General features: G+C 63.8%; 15 protein-coding genes. 1 reads left to right on the top strand and 14 read right to left on the bottom strand.

The genetic code is table 11. The features are described from left to right. Positions 1-2: 2 nt before the first annotated feature. From madM to HX803_RS08855, 12 genes are all read right to left on the bottom strand, one after another. Positions 3-767 (bottom strand): malonate transporter subunit MadM, encoded by a 765-nt coding sequence (gene madM, locus HX803_RS08910; RefSeq protein ID WP_176996745.1) that lies wholly within the window; start codon positions 765-767, stop codon positions 3-5. A gap of 1 nt (position 768) precedes the next feature. Next, entirely contained in the window at positions 769-1,173 is a 405-nt protein-coding gene (madL, locus tag HX803_RS08905; RefSeq protein ID WP_178920060.1) for a malonate transporter subunit MadL, read from the bottom strand. 67 nt (positions 1,174-1,240) lie between these two features. Beyond that, positions 1,241-2,140, bottom strand: a complete 900-nt coding sequence (gene mdcH / locus HX803_RS08900) for a malonate decarboxylase subunit epsilon (RefSeq protein ID WP_178920059.1) — start codon at positions 2,138-2,140, stop codon at positions 1,241-1,243. Then, entirely contained in the window at positions 2,137-2,724 is a 588-nt protein-coding gene (locus HX803_RS08895) for a malonate decarboxylase holo-ACP synthase (protein WP_178920058.1), read from the bottom strand. Before HX803_RS08895 ends, mdcH begins: the two co-directional genes overlap by 4 nt. Next, positions 2,718-3,488, bottom strand: coding sequence for a biotin-independent malonate decarboxylase subunit gamma (gene mdcE, locus HX803_RS08890; RefSeq protein ID WP_178920057.1), 771 nt, complete (start codon positions 3,486-3,488; stop codon positions 2,718-2,720). Before mdcE ends, HX803_RS08895 begins: the two co-directional genes overlap by 7 nt. Next, complete coding sequence (locus HX803_RS08885; protein WP_178920056.1) at positions 3,485-4,327, bottom strand: biotin-independent malonate decarboxylase subunit beta; 843 nt, start codon at positions 4,325-4,327, stop codon at positions 3,485-3,487. Before HX803_RS08885 ends, mdcE begins: the two co-directional genes overlap by 4 nt. Further along, on the bottom strand, positions 4,320-4,619 hold the full coding sequence (locus tag HX803_RS08880) for a malonate decarboxylase subunit delta (RefSeq protein WP_017139433.1): 300 nt from the start codon (positions 4,617-4,619) through the stop codon (positions 4,320-4,322). Before HX803_RS08880 ends, HX803_RS08885 begins: the two co-directional genes overlap by 8 nt. Further along, entirely contained in the window at positions 4,619-5,452 is an 834-nt protein-coding gene (locus tag HX803_RS08875) for a triphosphoribosyl-dephospho-CoA synthase (RefSeq protein ID WP_178920055.1), read from the bottom strand. The genes HX803_RS08880 and HX803_RS08875 overlap by 1 nt, the downstream gene beginning before the upstream one ends. After that, positions 5,453-7,123: a malonate decarboxylase subunit alpha gene (mdcA, locus tag HX803_RS08870; protein ID WP_178920054.1), complete on the bottom strand. Its 1,671-nt coding sequence runs from the start codon at positions 7,121-7,123 to the stop codon at positions 5,453-5,455. Positions 7,124-7,421: 298 nt separating this feature from the next. Then, on the bottom strand, positions 7,422-7,661 hold the full coding sequence (locus tag HX803_RS08865; protein ID WP_178920053.1) for a DUF6124 family protein: 240 nt from the start codon (positions 7,659-7,661) through the stop codon (positions 7,422-7,424). Between the two features lie 330 nt (positions 7,662-7,991). Then, a complete protein-coding gene (locus tag HX803_RS08860) occupies positions 7,992-8,411 on the bottom strand; it encodes a hypothetical protein (protein WP_178920102.1) in 420 nt (139 codons plus the stop codon). Next, the gene (locus HX803_RS08855) at positions 8,389-8,772 is read right to left on the bottom strand and encodes a polymorphic toxin type 44 domain-containing protein (protein WP_178920052.1); all 384 of its coding nucleotides are present in this window, start codon (positions 8,770-8,772) and stop codon (positions 8,389-8,391) included. The genes HX803_RS08860 and HX803_RS08855 overlap by 23 nt, the downstream gene beginning before the upstream one ends. 255 nt (positions 8,773-9,027) lie before the next feature. Between HX803_RS08855 and HX803_RS08850 the strand changes: the two genes are divergently transcribed. Then, complete coding sequence (locus tag HX803_RS08850) at positions 9,028-9,342, top strand: HigA family addiction module antitoxin (protein WP_178920051.1); 315 nt, start codon at positions 9,028-9,030, stop codon at positions 9,340-9,342. 147 nt (positions 9,343-9,489) lie between these two features. Here HX803_RS08850 and HX803_RS08845 read toward each other — a convergent pair whose 3' ends face one another. Both HX803_RS08845 and HX803_RS08840 read right to left on the bottom strand, forming a co-directional pair. Further along, positions 9,490-9,945, bottom strand: coding sequence for a chemotaxis protein CheW (locus HX803_RS08845; protein WP_178920050.1), 456 nt, complete (start codon positions 9,943-9,945; stop codon positions 9,490-9,492). Then, positions 9,938-15,757: an Hpt domain-containing protein gene (locus HX803_RS08840; protein ID WP_178920049.1), complete on the bottom strand. Its 5,820-nt coding sequence runs from the start codon at positions 15,755-15,757 to the stop codon at positions 9,938-9,940. Before HX803_RS08840 ends, HX803_RS08845 begins: the two co-directional genes overlap by 8 nt. Positions 15,758-15,787 lie beyond the last annotated feature (30 nt).

Raw genomic sequence — 15,787 nt, 5'->3', positions numbered from 1 at the left:
AACTAGCCAACCAACCCACGAACAATGAAGTACAACACCGAAGGCCCCAGCAAACACCCAAGCCCGGTATGGAACGTCGCCGTCAGCGCGCCATAGGGCACCAACCGCCGATCCGTCGCCGCCAGCCCCGCGGTCACACCGCTGACCGTCCCCGCCAAGCCACCAAACACCATCGCCGAACGCGGGTTGTCCAGGCCCATCCAGCGCGCCGCCACCGGCGTGCCGACCATCACCAGAATGGCCTTGATCAAGCCCGTGGCAATCGACAGCGCCATCACGTCCGAGGTCGCACCAATGGCCGCTCCGGTCACCGGGCCAACGATGTACGTCACCGCGCCGGCACCGATAGTCGTCATGCTGATCGCATCACGATAACCAAATGCCCAGGCCATGCTCGCACCAACAATGAACGGCAACACCGTGCCCAACAGCAGCGCAATCACCCCGATCAATCCGGCTTTGCGTGCCTCGGTGGCTTGCACTTCAAACGCCGTGGCAACGATGGCGAAGTCACGCAGCATCGCGCCGCCCATCAGGCCAATGCCGGAGAACAGTGCCATGTCGGCCAAGCCTTTTTGCCCGCCAGTGACCGTGCCACCGACCCACGCCAAAACCAGGCCGATGACGATGGCAATCGCCGAACCATGAATTCGCCCAAAGGTGAGGCGCTTGGACAGCACCACGGAAATCCACATCACCACGCCGACGAAGGCAAAGGCGGTGATCAGGCCGTTATGTTCCAACCCTTTTTCGATGAGATCCCACATATCAGCGACCTCCCGCAGCAGCGATCAGCGGCTCTTCGGCGGGCAACGGTTCGCCCTTGTGGGTACGGCTGATGAGCGCGATGGTGCAACCACAGACCACCACGGAACCCATCGCCGCCAGGACCGCGACAGGACCGCCGTGCAAGGCCGTGACCACGTTCTGTTGCGCCGCCATCGCCACCACCACCGGGATGTACATGGCGCCCCAGAAGCCCACGCCCATCTCGCAATCCTTGGTCATGCCGCCACGTTTTTGCATCCACAAACGGGCGCAGATCAGCAGGATCATTGCGATGCCCACCCCGCCCACGTTGGATTTGACCCCCAGCAACACGCCGAGCATGTCGCCCATGATCACGCCCGCCAGCGTGCAGATCGCCAGCAATGCCACACCGTAGATAATCATCGTTGTTGTCCTCAAAGTGCTCGATCGAAATTGTTGTTGTTGTGCTTCGAAAGCCTTGGGTGGTGCTTTATCGGTGGCGGCGCTCCTCCTCTTGCAGCAGGGCCTGCAAGGTGTCCAGGCGTGCGCCCTCGCAGGCGATCACCGTGCCTTGCTCGAACACGCGGCGTGACAAGCCGGTGAGCACGGCGCCGGGGGGCAGCTCGATCTGCAGGCGCACGCCGCGCTCGTAGGCGCTTTGCACGGTGCCGCGCCAGTCGACGACGCGGCACATGTTGAAGGCGAGGTCGTCGCGCAGTTGTTCGGGGTTGTGCACAGGCCGCGCACGGGTGCTGCTCAGGTAGGTGATGCGCGGCGGCTTGAGCGCAACGAACGCCTGGGCCAACACCTGGGCCGGTTGCTCCAGCAGCGCGCAGTGAGACGGCACACTCACGGCCAGGCGCTTGGCCACGCCGTTGCCTTTGATACGTTGGGCGATACGCGTCATGGCGGCGTCGCTGCCGGCAATCACGGTCTGGTTGTCGGCGTTGATATTGGCCAGGTACACCGGGGTTTCCGGGCTATTCACTTCAGCCAGCAGCGCTTCGACTGTGGATAACGGCGGGCCGATGATGGCCGTCATCCCGTAGCCGTGTGGATAAGCGTTTTGCATCAGTTCGCCGCGCAGGCTGACCAGTTTCACCGCATCGGCAAACGCCAGGGCACCGGCGATCACGGCGGCCGGGTATGCGCCGATGGAAAGGCCCGCGACGTAATCCGGGGTGTGTTGCAACAGGCGGGCGTGGGCCACGCCGGCGATCAGCAGGCACAGCTGGACGGCGCGGGTATTGGCCAAGGCGTGCGCTGAATCCAGGGTGCGGACGTCTTCACCCAAGGCTTGGCTGGCTTCATCCAGCACATCGGCGGGCAGCGCCTGGAGCATGCCCGGCCGCTGGGCGCCTTGCCCGGGGAACACCAGAAAGCTGCTCATGCCACGGCCTGCCAAGGGTCGAGCACCAGATGGGCGCCACTGGTGGTTTTCAACAGCACCCGCCGTGAGGGGCCGGCCCATTCGCGCAAGGCCACTGCGCCGAAGGGCGTTTGCAATTGCAGGTCCACGGCGCACACGGCCTGGTCCAAGGTTGCCAACAGGTCGCGCGCCTCGCTGCGGTCCAGCGGCAGGGGCGTGCGCAGAATCAGATCCAGGTCGCTCTGGGCATGCAGCGCTTCAATGCCCGTGGCCAACTCAAATCCGGCGCTGCCGGTGACGCCCCAATTTAAGGTCGCCAGCACCGGCCGTAATTGATCCAGAGCCTGCAATGCGGGCAAGTCTCGTCGAGAGACAACATCACGCAATGCTTCCGGCGCTACCCGCCGTTGCACGGCAGCCAGCGGCATGAGTACGGCAAACCGTTGCTCACGCGAACGGCCACGCACGCCCACCGGGACATAACCTGCGGCAACCGTCGCGCGGCGCACCACCACCGTGCCCACCGCCTGCACCGCCCACGCCGGGGCGTCAGCGGGCAGGTGCGCCGGGGTCATGCCCCAGAGCAAGTCGTGCGCGTTCACCATTGCTCCCGTAGCAGTTGGCGCACGTGGCTGGAGGCGGCGCGATGGGCAGCACCCAGGCGGCTGCTCAAATCGGTGCCGTCGATGTCCTTGATTGCACTCACCAGGCAATCGCCCACCCGTGCCACATCCTGTGGCGTCGGCTGTTCGATCTGCTCAACCGACAAGGTCTCCCACAGCAAACCCAGGCTGGCATAGCTGTCGATGTCATACGCCATGGGCGGCACGCTGGCGGCCAACGCTTCCAGCTCCTCGACACTGCGCAAAGTAACCCGCGCCGCCGAGGCCTTGCCCATGGCGTGTACCATCACGCCCGGGTCGCGCAGGGCGATCAGGCGGTTGGCCTGGTAGCCGTGGGCGAGGAACGCGCCCGACATCGCCTTGCCCACCAGCAGCGCAATCACCGGGTGCCCGGCCAGCCGGGCGCGGGCATAACTGTCAGCGGCGGCGGCCAGGGCCTGATGGATACCGAGGGCTTCTTCGCGACGGCCGTAGGCTTGGCTCGGCACGTCGACGATAGCGATCAGCGGGCGCTTGTCGCCACGGGCGATGGCTTCATCCACCGCCTTGGCCAGGCCCCAGCCTTCGAGCAACCCGACCTCGCCGTTGCGTGCGCGGGGAAAGCGGTTGTGCGGGTCGGTGACCACGGCGATAAAGCGCACAGGTTGCCCGCCCAACAGGCCGTCAGCCACTTTCAGCGAAGCCGGCAAACCCTCGACGGGCGTTGCCCCCACGCTCAATGCGTTGAACCACTGCAAACCTCTCATGAGCGATCTCCTTGATACAGCGCACGCACCGTCGCCGCATCGATTTGTGGCGTGGCGCCCAGTTCGGCCAGGCGCGCCAGGTAGTGCTCGGCCTGGCGACTGCGTGGTTGAGCGGGTAGGCCCTGCTCCAGCAGGTCGCTGACGGTCTGCTGAATCTCGGCCACATCGTCGGCCACGTAACGGTCAGCCAACCCGCTGTTGAAGCGTTGCTCGCCACCGGTAAGGCTCCAGATGAATGGCCGGTCGCGGGAGTCGTATTCGTCCAGCCCGGCTTCCTGCTCGATCACTTGCGGGCCGTTCAGGCCCACCCGTGCTTCGCGGGTGACCACCAGGTAACTGCACAGCCCGGCCGCGATGGACATGCCGCCAAAGCAACCGACGCTGCCCGCCACCACACCGATCACCGGCTGGTACTGGCGCAGGTCGACAATCGCCGCGTGGATGTCGGCAATCGCCGCCAGCCCCAGGTTGGCTTCCTGCAGGCGCACGCCACCGGTTTCCAGCAACAGCACGGCACGCGTGGGAATACCCTTGCGGTTGTCTTCGGCCGCCAGCTCAAGCGCACCGGCGATTTTTGCCCCGCCGACTTCACCGAGGCTGCCGCCCTGGAAATTACCTTCGATGGCCGCGATCACCACCGGCTTGCCGGCGAGGCTGCCCTTGGCGATCACCACGCCGTCATCGGCTTGCGGCACCACGCCCTGGCGGCTGAGCCACGGCGACATGACGCGCTGGAACGGGTCGATCAATTCACGGTAGGTGCCGGCGTCCAGCAAGGCCTTGGCACGCTGACGTGCGCCGAGTTCGACGAAGCTGTGTTTGGCGAGTAAGTCAGTCATGGCCGATCTCCTCGAAACCTTGCTCCAGGCGCAAACGCACCACACCGGGTGTCGCGCCGAAGTCGTGGATATCGATCTTCAACGCCGGTGGCGTTTGCTCTTGAAAGATGCGTTCGAACAGGTGCTGCCAGCGCTGCTCGGCGCCGTTGACCGAGGTCTGCACCTGGATGGTCAGGGTGCCCGGCGTGCCCGGCTCCAGCAGCACTTCCAGGTCGCCGGAGCCGACACACCCCACCAGCGCACGGCCTTTGGGCGGCTGTCCGGCGGGGAATTCAAAGGATAAGGTTTCCATCACAACGCTCCGTCGAGGCGGTCGATAAACAGGCAGGCGGCCAACAGGTCGGCGGCGCCGCCCGGGGAGGCATTCAGGGCCAGCAGGTGTTGGTCCAGCGCATGCAGTTGGCGGCGACCGGCCAGGGTCGCGCTGCCGCCCGCGTCCAGCACGGCTTGGGCGCCGTGTTGCATGGCGCTGATGCCTTCAGGGCCTGCGCGGTAGAGCACACAGGTGTCGGCCAGCTCGGTCATGATCGCAAGCAAGGCGTCTAGGCGGGCGTTCTGCTCGCCGGCGTCTTGCAGACGACTTTTGCGCAGTTGCGGCAGGCCGCGCTGCATCACCGAAGGGAAGCCCAGTTGCGCTTCTTCACGGGCGCCGCGTGCGCCGTAGCGTTGCGCGACCTGGGCACCGTGGCTCATCGGTTGCGGGGCATAACGGTCGTTGAGCAAGGCCAAGCGGGCAGCGGTCAGCGTCACGGCACGGGGCGCCAGGGCTGCCGCAGCGGTGAGCAAACCGAGGGCCCAGATCGCGCCGCGATGGGTATTCACGCCGTCGGTGGTGGCGAGCATGGCTTGTTCGCCTTCGCGGCCGATCCGCCCCAAGGCTTCACGCAGGGGCAAGCCGACTTCACCGAACTCGATGGCCGCTTCGGCCATTTCCTTGAACATCGGCCACAACGACAGTGCCGAGGCGTGCATCAGGCCCAGGTGCAAATCGTTGTGGGCGCCGTTGCCGCGACGGTCGACCAGGGCCGGCTTGGGCGACAGGTCCGCCTCATCGATCAAGGCATCGACGGCCATGTCCGCGAGGCGGTCGGCGAGGGTCAATTCATGCAGTTTGAGGGCGCGCATTTACCAGCTCCTGAACTTGGCGGGCGGGTTGTACAGGCCACCGGACCAGTCCACCAGGTCGGCCACGCTCTTGGCGGCCAACAGCTCGCGAGTGGCGTCGGTGCGACGGATGCCCAAGTCTTCGGGCAAGGCGATCAGGCCTTCGCGGCGCATGCGCGCGGTGTCCTTGGGGTTGTGGCGCAGGCCGATGGCGGTGACGCCTGCGACGGCGGCGATCATCGCCTGGCGCTCCTCCAGGGAGCGCGCCTTGTACAGGTAGGCGATGCCTTCTTCGGTGAGCAGGTGGGTGACGTCGTCGCCGTAGATCATGATCGGCGCCAGGGGCATGCCGCTTTTGCGCGCGACTTCCACCGCGTCAAGGGTGTCGACGAAAGTCGGTTTGCCGCCTTCCTGGAAGGTCTCGACCATTTGCACCACCAGCTTTTTGCCGCGCTCCAACAGCGCTTCGGGCGCGTCGTCGTGGCGCATGTCCAGCCATGCCGGGGTGCCATGGCGGCGACCGCGTGGGTCGTGGCCCATGTTCGGCGCACCGCCAAACCCGGCGAGACGGCCACGGGTCACGGTGGAGGAATGGCCGTCGCCGTCGACTTGCAGGGTGGCGCCGATGAACAGGTCCACCGCGTATTGGCCGGCCAGTTGGCAGAACATGCGGTTGGAACGCATCGAGCCATCGCGGCCGGTGAAGAACACATCCGGCCGTGCGGCGATGTAGTTCTCCATGCCCAGTTCGGTGCCGAAGCAATGCACGCTTTCTACCCAGCCACTTTCGATGGCAGGGATCAGCGTCGGGTGCGGGTTGAGGGTCCAGTTGCGGCAGATCTTACCCTTGAGGCCGAGGGATTCGCCGTAGGTGGGCAGGATCAACTCAATGGCCGCGGTGTTGAACCCGATGCCGTGGTTGAGGGACTGCACATTGTGTTTTTCGTAGATGCCACGGATCGCCATCATCGCCATTAACACATGCACCGGCTTGATGTGGCGCGGGTCGCGGGTGAACAGCGGCTCGATGTAGAAGGGTTTGTCGGCCACCACCACGAAGTCCACCCAACTGGCCGGAATGTCGACGCGGGGTAAGTCGGTGACGTCGTCCACCAACTGGTTGACCTGCACGATCACGATGCCATCGCTGAAGGCAGCCGGCTCGATCAACGCGGGAGTGTCTTCGGTGCTGGCGCCGGTGTAGATGTTGCCGGCGCGGTCGGCCATGAAGCCGGCAGACAGGACGACATTGGGGATCAGGTCCACCACCAGCCGTGCGTAGAGTTCGATGTAGGTATGGATCGCGCCGATTTCCAGCAGGCCGTCTTCGAGCAACTGGCTGATGCGCAGGGACTGGGTGCCCGCGAAGGAGAAGTCGAGCTTGCGGGCGATGCCCTTTTCAAACAGGTCCAGGTGCTCGGAGCGGCCGACACTGGGCATGATCATGTGCAAATCGTGGAGCTTGGCGGGGTCGGCCTTGGCCAGGGAGCGGGAGAGAAAGTCGGCCTGTTTCTGGTTGTTGCCTTCCAGCACCACGCGGTCGCCGGGGAGGATCAGGGCTTCCAGGGCCTCGACGATCTTGTCGCTGGGCAACACGGCCCCGTCTGCATACTGTTTGACCCGCCCGAGCCGCCGCTGCTTCTCGTCGCGCCGCCGCGTCCAGCGCGAGTCGGGGGTGTTGGTTGTTGTCATGGTCGCTCCACGGGGTTTGCTGTCGTGGGCTGTACCTTAGGAGTGAATCGGGGGGGCATCAATCAAGCCCGGCGATGGATCGTTACGGCTGGAGTAACGGAACATCAGCAAATACGCCCTCAAGCCGGACGCAGTTCTAAATGTGGGAGCGGGATTGCTCGCGAATGCAGTGGGTCAGCTAATGAAGTGTCTGCTGACAGTCCGCATTCGCGAGCAAGCCCGCTCCCACATTTGTTCAGTGGCGCTTGTTAAATAGCGGTCCCCAAAAGGGAACGATCAGTCCCTGATTGGGGCCGTTTTAAGCAGCTGGCGCCGGGCTGACTTGCTCCAACGCCCTATCCACCAATAGCTGCCCCAGCTCTGCCATTTGCTGGATGCCGAGCAGGATGGCGCGCTGGGAGGTGTCCAGGTCGAAGGCCAGGTTGCAGGTGAGTGCGTTGAGGGAAGACAGGGTTTCGCTGGCGTTGACCAACAGGGTTTCGGTGTTTTGGTGAGGATTTACGCTGAAGAGAGGTGGATTGGGGGTAGGTTTGACCATGATTTACAGCTCCGATATGTGATGGAGACTGCCCTCTTCCGCTTGCACGCGAATTAAGGTGGCAGCTGTGCGCAGGTGTGCAAGACCGGGCATATCGGACCCCGGCAGACCCCGAGGGATCTCCCACGCACAGCCGCCATAACATATACAGCAGGCATAAAAAACGCCCGTTGAATGGCTATGGGCGCCGGTGCGCCGACATGTAACCGGACTTGCACGTCCGTGTCACCGTTTTTTGCGATGACGGGACGAAGACTAGGCGCGCCGCCTGCACGCGACAAGTTCACGCACACCTCCAAATCTCGCAGGAAAAATCCGAAGCCCGCCGGTCTACAACTTCATGTCTATGCTCACAGCCCCCAAACCTTCGAGCGGATAGCTGCGGTACTCATAAACCTCACCACGAACAATGAGGTGGATGACGCCATCCACCTGAGTGACCTGGACATCTGGCTTTTTGGTTTTCAAAAAGGGATGTGCCGACATCAGCGCTGTCAGTATCTCCTGGTCACTGCCCAAGTCCTTATAAACGTAGTACCTGTAGGAAAATCCCACTGTCGCGCCGCCCTGTCCGTCACGCGCTCCATAAATTGAGTTGCCGTTGCCCAACGAGTGTTTCAAAACCACTTCGTCCAAATCCGGTGTGCCGGATGACATGATCCAATGGCCCCCGATATACATCAGGCAGGCTACCAGCAGGCAGTTGCGCAGGACCGGAAAGAGGCCTTTAGTAGCCCTGAGAAATTGCATACTCAATCCCCCTCCTTATCCAATATTGATCGCGAGGATCATCGCCAAAAGGTTCTCCTCCCCACCATGACCCAAACTCCGGCTTGGTGGTTTCTGCGAATGTTTGAGCGACACCTGCTGCCCGTAACAGAACATGCTCGGGAATGCCCAGCACCGTACCTGTAGCACCATAATTGAAGTTTCCGAACGCCTCATACTCCAGGCTTTTCTGTTTGTAATCCCAAGGCCCACGCCCTCGGACCTGTGAGTAGAACCACGAATACATGAGCGCCGAACCGGGCTTCAAATGCAGCCTGCGGTTGTTGGCGATAGCGATATTGTCTTGCAGCGAAACGCCTGGGGGCGCGGGTGGAACGGCCATTTGCGAGTCCTTGCTGATGGAGTTGAGCAAGAAACGCTAGCACTCAACAATCGGCAAAAAATCCCGAGTTCGTACTTACAGAAACTTCACACAACCATTCGATCCATACCTTACGTCTCAGGTGTTAGGACAAGATTTGTCCAGGAACCATGAGGCACCGACAGTCAGATCGGAATGCTCTGACAGGCTATTCAGGTTGTTGCTCGGAACCGGTACCCCTAGCCTTTTCGGTCTGAATCGTCACGGGCATACCGCATGAATCTCACAGCTAAGAAGCGATGCAAGGACATCAACAACCCACCTCACCCAGGTGAGATCCTGCTTGAAGACGTGGTGCCAGCGTTGGGTATCACCATCACCGAAATGGCCCGGCGCCTTGGCTTCGCTCGCGAAACCTTTTCAAGGATCTTGCATGGCCACGCCCCAGTCAGCCCAGACCTTGCCGTGCGGCTGGAGCGGGCCGGGGTGAGTACTGCCCAGCTTTGGCTGTCGATGCAAAGCGCCTACGACTTGTGGCAGGCCGAGCATCGGGAACAGCCGGTAATTGAACGGTTTGCGCGGATTGATTGAGGTCTTGAGGCCAACACAATTTAATGTGGGAGCGGGCTTGCTCGCGAATGCGGGGCGTCAGTCAGCGCATCTGTGACTGATCCAGAGCTTTCGCGAGCAAGCCCGCTCCCACATTTGGATCTTCATAGGTTTTTGGATACAGGGTAATCAGGCCAGGCCGGACTCTATCAACAGGGCTTCAAGCCCCATCAAATCCGGCACTTTCGCCACATGCTCACCCACCTGCACTGCCGCCAGTTCCAGCGGGCACAGCGGCACGTCCACGTAGCTGAGTTGGCTGTCGAGTTTGTACGAGCGGGGGATCCCCTGGATCACCAGCGCAATGAACTTCAACGTCGGCCGCCCGCCCAGGGCGTTGAGCACCACGATGCGTGAGCGTTCACCGGCGACGATGGCTTCGCCGCACGCGGCTTCAAAGCTGATCAGCGGCAGTTGCTGATCACGCCAGGTCACTTGCCGCAGGTACCACGGCGGTGCGTCGCTGGCGGGTTCGCCGCGCTGGAAGTCGATCAGCTCGGCAATCGCGACGTTGGGCAGCACCAGGTGGCGGTCGGCCAGGGGCAGCAGCAGGCCAGTGAGTTGGCTGGTGCGGTGGTCAAGCATGGGACTTGCTCCAGTAGGCGATGCTTTCCAGCAGCACCGACTCTTGGTACGGCTTGCCGAGGTAGTCATTCACGCCAATCGCCATGGCGCGGTCGCGGTGTTTCTGGCCGGTGCGGGAGGTGATCATGATGATCGGCAGGCGCATCAGCCTAGGGTCGTTGCGCACTTGGGTGGCCACTTCGAAGCCGTCCATGCGCGGCATTTCGATGTCCAGCAGCATCAGGTCCGGCGTGTGTTCTTCCAGCACCGCGATGGCGTCGATGCCGTCCTTGGCGGTGAGCACGTTCATGCCGTTGCGTTCCAGCAGGCGGCTGGTGACTTTGCGCACGGTGACCGAGTCGTCCACCACCAGCACCAGCAACGGGCGCTTTTTCAGCGGGTCGTTGAGGATCAGCGGCGCGTCGAACGTCTGGGCCGGCAAGGCCGGTTGCCGGGCGCGGATGTGCGCCAGCAAATCGATGATCAGCACCACACGGCCGTCGCCCAGAATGGTCGCGCCGGACAAGCCCTGCACCCCCGCAAACTGTGGCCCCAGACCTTTCACCACGATTTCCCGCGTACCCGCCATGGCGTCCACTTGCACCGCCACGCGCCGCTCGTTGCACTGCACCAGCAGCACCGGCACGGGCTGGTACTGGCCCAGCAGTTTCGGACGGCTGACGGTGTGCAACAGGTCGCCGAGGTAGAAGAGTTCGTAGCGCTGGCCGGCATATTCATAACGTGGCGGGTCCTGCTGATAATGCCCCGCCAGCTCATGGGGCAGCACACTCACCAGGCCTTCGATGGTATTGAGCGGGATAGCGTATTGGTCGTCTGCGCATTGCACCATCAACGCCCGGTTGACCGACACGGTAAACGGCAAGCGAATACGAAAGTGCACGCCCACCCCAGGCGTCGACTCAATGAACATCGAGCCGCCCAGCTGGCGCACCTCTTCGTGCACCACGTCCATGCCCACGCCACGCCCGGAGATCTGCGTGATTTTTTCGGCCGTGGAAAAACCCGGCTGCAGGATGAACTGCAACACGTCGCGGTCGCTGATCTCCTGATTGGGGTCGAGCAAACCGCGCTTGATCGCCTTGCGCCGCACGGCCTCCAGCGGTACCCCGGCGCCGTCGTCGCGCATGTCGAAGACGATATCGCCGCCTTCGTGGGTCAGGTCCAGGGTGATGCGGCCCTTCTCCGGCTTGCCGGCCAGCAGCCGCGCATCGCGGGATTCCAGCCCGTGGTCCACCGCATTGCGCAACATGTGTTCCAGGGGCGCCGCCATGCGTTCGAGCACGTTGCGGTCCATCTCGCCCTCGGCGTTGCCGACCACGAACTCCACGTCCTTGCCCAACTCCCCCGCCACTTGCCGCACGATGCGCTTGAGGCGCGGCAGCATGCGTTCGAACGGCACCATGCGCGTGCGCATCAAGCCTTCCTGCAACGCGGTGTTGATGCGCGCCTGTTGCTGCAGCAGGTCATGGGCGTCCTGATTGCGACGGTCGAGCGTGTCCTTGAGGTCGAGCAGGTCGGAGGCGGATTCGGACAACGCGCGTGACAGTTGCTGCAACTGCGAATGACGGTCCATTTCCAGCGGATCGAATTCTTCGTAGCCCAGGCGCTCGGCCTCGGCCTGCTGACGGCTGAGGATGCGCCCTTGGGTTTCGGTGTCGAGCCGGCGCAGTTGGTCGCGCATGCGCTCAATGGTCGTTTCCACTTCGGTCAGGGCGATGCGTGCGTCGTTGACTTGTTGCTCGATGCGGCCACGAAAAATCGAGGTTTCGCCGGCCAGGTTAACCAAGTCGTCCAACAGCTCAGCGGAAATCTTCACCATGTCGGCCGTCGGGTCGACCGCCGCCTCGGCCTTGCCCGCGGGCAACGCCACCGGCACTACCGGTTCATCGCTGGGGTGCACCAGGCTTTTGATGCGCTGGATCAGCTTGTCCACCGAGCCCACCGGCAAGCCATCGGCCACCGCGTCGATCATCTGGGCCAGGCGGTCATGGCAGCCTTGCAGCAGCGCAAACAGTTCTGCCGACGGCGCCAGCAACCCGGCCGAGAGCCCTTCGTAGAGGGTCTCCAGTTCATGGGCCAGATCGCCGATCGGCCCGATCTCGACCATGCGCGCACCGCCCTTGAGGGTGTGCAGGTCGCGCAGCAGGGTTTCCACTTCCTGGCGATTGCCGGGCTCGGCTTGCCAGCGCACCAGCGCGCTGCTGGAGCTGTCGAGAATGTCGGCGGCTTCTTCGAGGAAGATATCCAGCAACTCAGGGTCGGCGCCCGACGCTGGCGCCACCGCTGCGGGCGCCGTCGGTGGGTTGCCCTGGCGTACCGCGCGCAACTTATCGACCAGCTCACGGCTGTCGCTCAAGGGTTGATGGCCTTGCAGCTCCTCCAACTGCAAGGCCAGGTGTTCATGGCTGGCCATCAGCACCTGGGACAGCTCGGCGCTGTAGCTGTAGCGGCGGTCTACCAGGCCTTCGTACAGGCATTCCAGCTCATGGGCCAGGTCGCCGATCGGGCCGATTTCGGCCATGCGTGCGCCGCCCTTGAGGGTGTGCAGGTCGCGTTGCAACGACGACAACGGCGCGGCGCTTTCGGGCTCCAGCAGCCAGCGCTTGAGGGACTGCCCGGCACTGTCGAGGATGTCCACGGCCTCTTCGAGGAAGATCTCGACGATCTCGTCGTCCATGGCCGTTTCATGCTCCAACTGCTGGGTCGCGGCACCCAGCTCGGCGATGCTCAGCGCTCGGCTGCCATCGCTGCGGATCAACCCGGTGGCGGACGGGTCGAGAGCCTCGTCCAACAGCTCGCGCAGCGCCTCGACCCGTGCCGGGGCCGGGCTGATTTCCTGGCCGGCCGCCAGTTGGTCGAGCATGTTGATCAGGGCTTCGTGGGCCTGTTCGGCCTCATGGAAAAACCGCTCGCTCACGGCCAGGCTGCTTTCTTCGACGGCGCCGTACAGGTCGAGCAACGCCTCGCACAGCGCGTCGATGGCATGCAGGTCGGCGACGTGCGCGCCCTCCCCCAGGGTGGTCAGCTCATCCAGCAACGCCGTCAGTTCCTGGCGTTCGCCCGGGTGCTGTTGCCAGCGGCGCAGCAGGTTCTCGGCGTCGAGCAGGATGTCCATGCCCTGGGCCAGGAAGTTGGCGATCAACTGCGGGTCGCGCTTGATGCGCAAGCCCGTATGGGGCGCGTCGAGCAGCGCGGTCAGTTGGCTGTCGAGCAGGCTTTGGGTGCGACCGATCAGGTCCTCGGCGCCCTTGATCGGCGCCAACGGGTCACGGTCCAACTGGCGCACCCCTCGCTGGAACAGGCCCTCGGCCTCCAGCAGCAGCTCCACTTCGTCCAAGTCCAGTGGCAGGCGGTGGGCCTTGTACTCGCGGGTCAGATGGTCAAGCGGGCGGGCCAGTTCGGCGATGGGCAACACGCCGGCCATATAGGCGCTGCCCTTGAGGGTGTGCAGGGCGCGTTGCAGTTCATCGCTGACTTGCAACGGCACATGCTCGGCAGCCTGTTGCAGGAAGTGGTTGAGGCTGTCCAGGTGGCTCTGGGCTTCGTTGCGGAAAATCTCCAGCAGCATGGGGTCATGGGCTTCAGCCGCTGGCTCGGGTGTGCCGCTGGCCAGGGCATGGGCGCGGGCGGCCAGGGCGTCGACTTCATCGCGCTGGTGTTGATCGTCGGTGGCGAAATCGGCGATCAGCTCCGGCAGCAAGGCCACCGCTTCATCCAGCACCTCTTGCACGTCAGGGCCCAGGGCCACGCTGCGTTCCAACACACGGTTGAGCAGGTTTTCCACGGCCCAGGCCAACTCCGCCAGCACCAGGGCGCGCACCATGCGGCCGCTGCCTTTCAAGGTGTGGAAGGCACGGCGCATTTCGCCCTGGGCGGTCTTGTCGGCACTGTTGGGCAGGTAGCGGTGCAGCACGTCGAGGACTTCGTCGGTTTCCTCAAGGAAGACTTCGCGCAGCTCGTCGTCGATGGGTTCTTCGTCGGCCGGTGGTGGCAACAGGCTGCCCGGGCGTTGCAGGGCCGGAGGGTTCAGGCGCGACGTCGGGCTGGCCAGTGCATCGAACTGGGACTGGCTGGGCGTGGCCTCGGTGGTCAACGCCCCCTCCGGCGCAACCAGCGCCTGGCGCCACGGTTTTTCAGCCGGCAGGTAACCGAGTGCCGCAAGGCCTTCGGTGGCCAACTCCAGCACCCGTTCACCTGCGGCGTCAGGGTCTTGGAGCATGCGCTCCAGGTAGTACTCCAGGCTGCTGATTACATCGGCAAAATGCCCCAACTGCGCCTCGTCAGGTGTCGCATCACCGCCCATCAGCTGTTCATCGACGTAGTCGGTGCAGCCGCGCATCAAGCTCGCAGCACGAGGCAGGGGAATCATCGCCAAGGCGCCGCGCACCTGGCTCAGCAGTTCCGGCAGGGACTCCAGGCGCTGGCGGTCCCAGTCGGCCTCGATGCAGTCGATCACCAGTTCCTTGGCTTGCTTGAGGCACTGGCAGGACTCACGGATCACCAACTGATGGATCTGGGTCAGGTCGGTGGTGGGCAGGCGGCTTTCTTCGCGGCTTTCCGGTTCGACGGTGCCGACCATCCCCGCCAGCGTGGCTTCGACATAAAGCAAGGCGCCTGCAACGTCCATCAACACGGCGTCATTGGGTTCGCGCTGACCCTGGACCAGGCTCAGTACCACGGCCAACTGGTCGATGATCACTTTGCGCGGTTGGCCAAAGCCCAGTACCGCCAGGGTGTCGGCGATCTGTCGCAGCGGCGCGAGCAAGGCTTCAAGGTCGCTGGTGTGCTGGCGATCGCTGCGCACGAACAGGTCGAGACGCTCCTTGACCCGCACCAACTCTTCGCACAACGCGCCGAGCACCGAGCCCATGGCATTGCGGTCCGGCCCGGCCAGGCGCGCACGCTCGGCATCGACCACGGCACTGTCGGGCAAGGCTTCGTCCAGGCCATAGCGTTCTTTCAGGCTTTGCATGCGCGGCGTCGGCCGGGTCACCTTGGCCACGTAGAACAGCAGGCTTTTGAGCAGTTCATCCGGCGCCGGCTGGTTGATGCCGCCGATGCCTTGGGCCAACAGGCGCTTGAGTTGCTTGTCACTGGCCTTGAGCAGGCTGCGCAGGGCCGGGCTGTTGGCGATCACGCCGGTGAGCATGCCTTCGACCAGCGCCGAGGTGACTTGCCACAACGGCAGCAACGGCGCGCCCTGGCACAGCGCTTCGAGGCGGGCGAAGACCCGCGCCATGTCTTCCAGGTTGCTGGGGCCGTGGTCTTCGCGCAGCAGGCCGGCGAGGGCCTGTTGCAGTAGTTGGTGCCACTGGCGCAGCTGTTCGTGCAGGTCGGGCAACGCACGTTGGGCCAGGGCTTCGTCGGGCAGCGGCGCAATCGACAGCAGCTGCGGGCTGAACAGGCTGGTCTCCGACAACAGGCTTTCGCCGCGCGCACTGCGCAGGTCGTTGAGCAGCGGCAAGACCACCAGCGGCAGGTCGCGGCGGGCGCTGTGCACGCGGTCCAGGTACAGCGGCAATTGGTTGAGCGCCTGTTGCAGCAGGCGGATGCTTTCGTCGCGCTGGCTGACGTGCCCGGCCTGGAGTGCCAGGGCGAGTTCTTCAAGCTCTTCGGCCAGCAGTGCCGCGCCGTAGAACTCGACCATCTGCAACGCGCCATGCACCTGATGGATGCCGGCCAGGCACTCGCTGATGGCCTCGGCGTCAGCGGTCTCGACAAAGGCGTCCAGGGCCGAACGCGCCTGTTTCAGGGTTTCGGCAATGTCGCCCTTGACCCATTCGAGGGCCACGTAGTCGTGCCGATCAACCATAACTGCTCCGCTTAGAATTCGTGGGTTGCT

Source organism: Pseudomonas sp. P7548, from assembly GCF_013386585.1.
Lineage (GTDB): Bacteria > Pseudomonadota > Gammaproteobacteria > Pseudomonadales > Pseudomonadaceae > Aquipseudomonas.
Note: the sequence above shows the minus strand (reverse complement) of the source record. Positions and strands in the feature narration are given on the sequence as shown.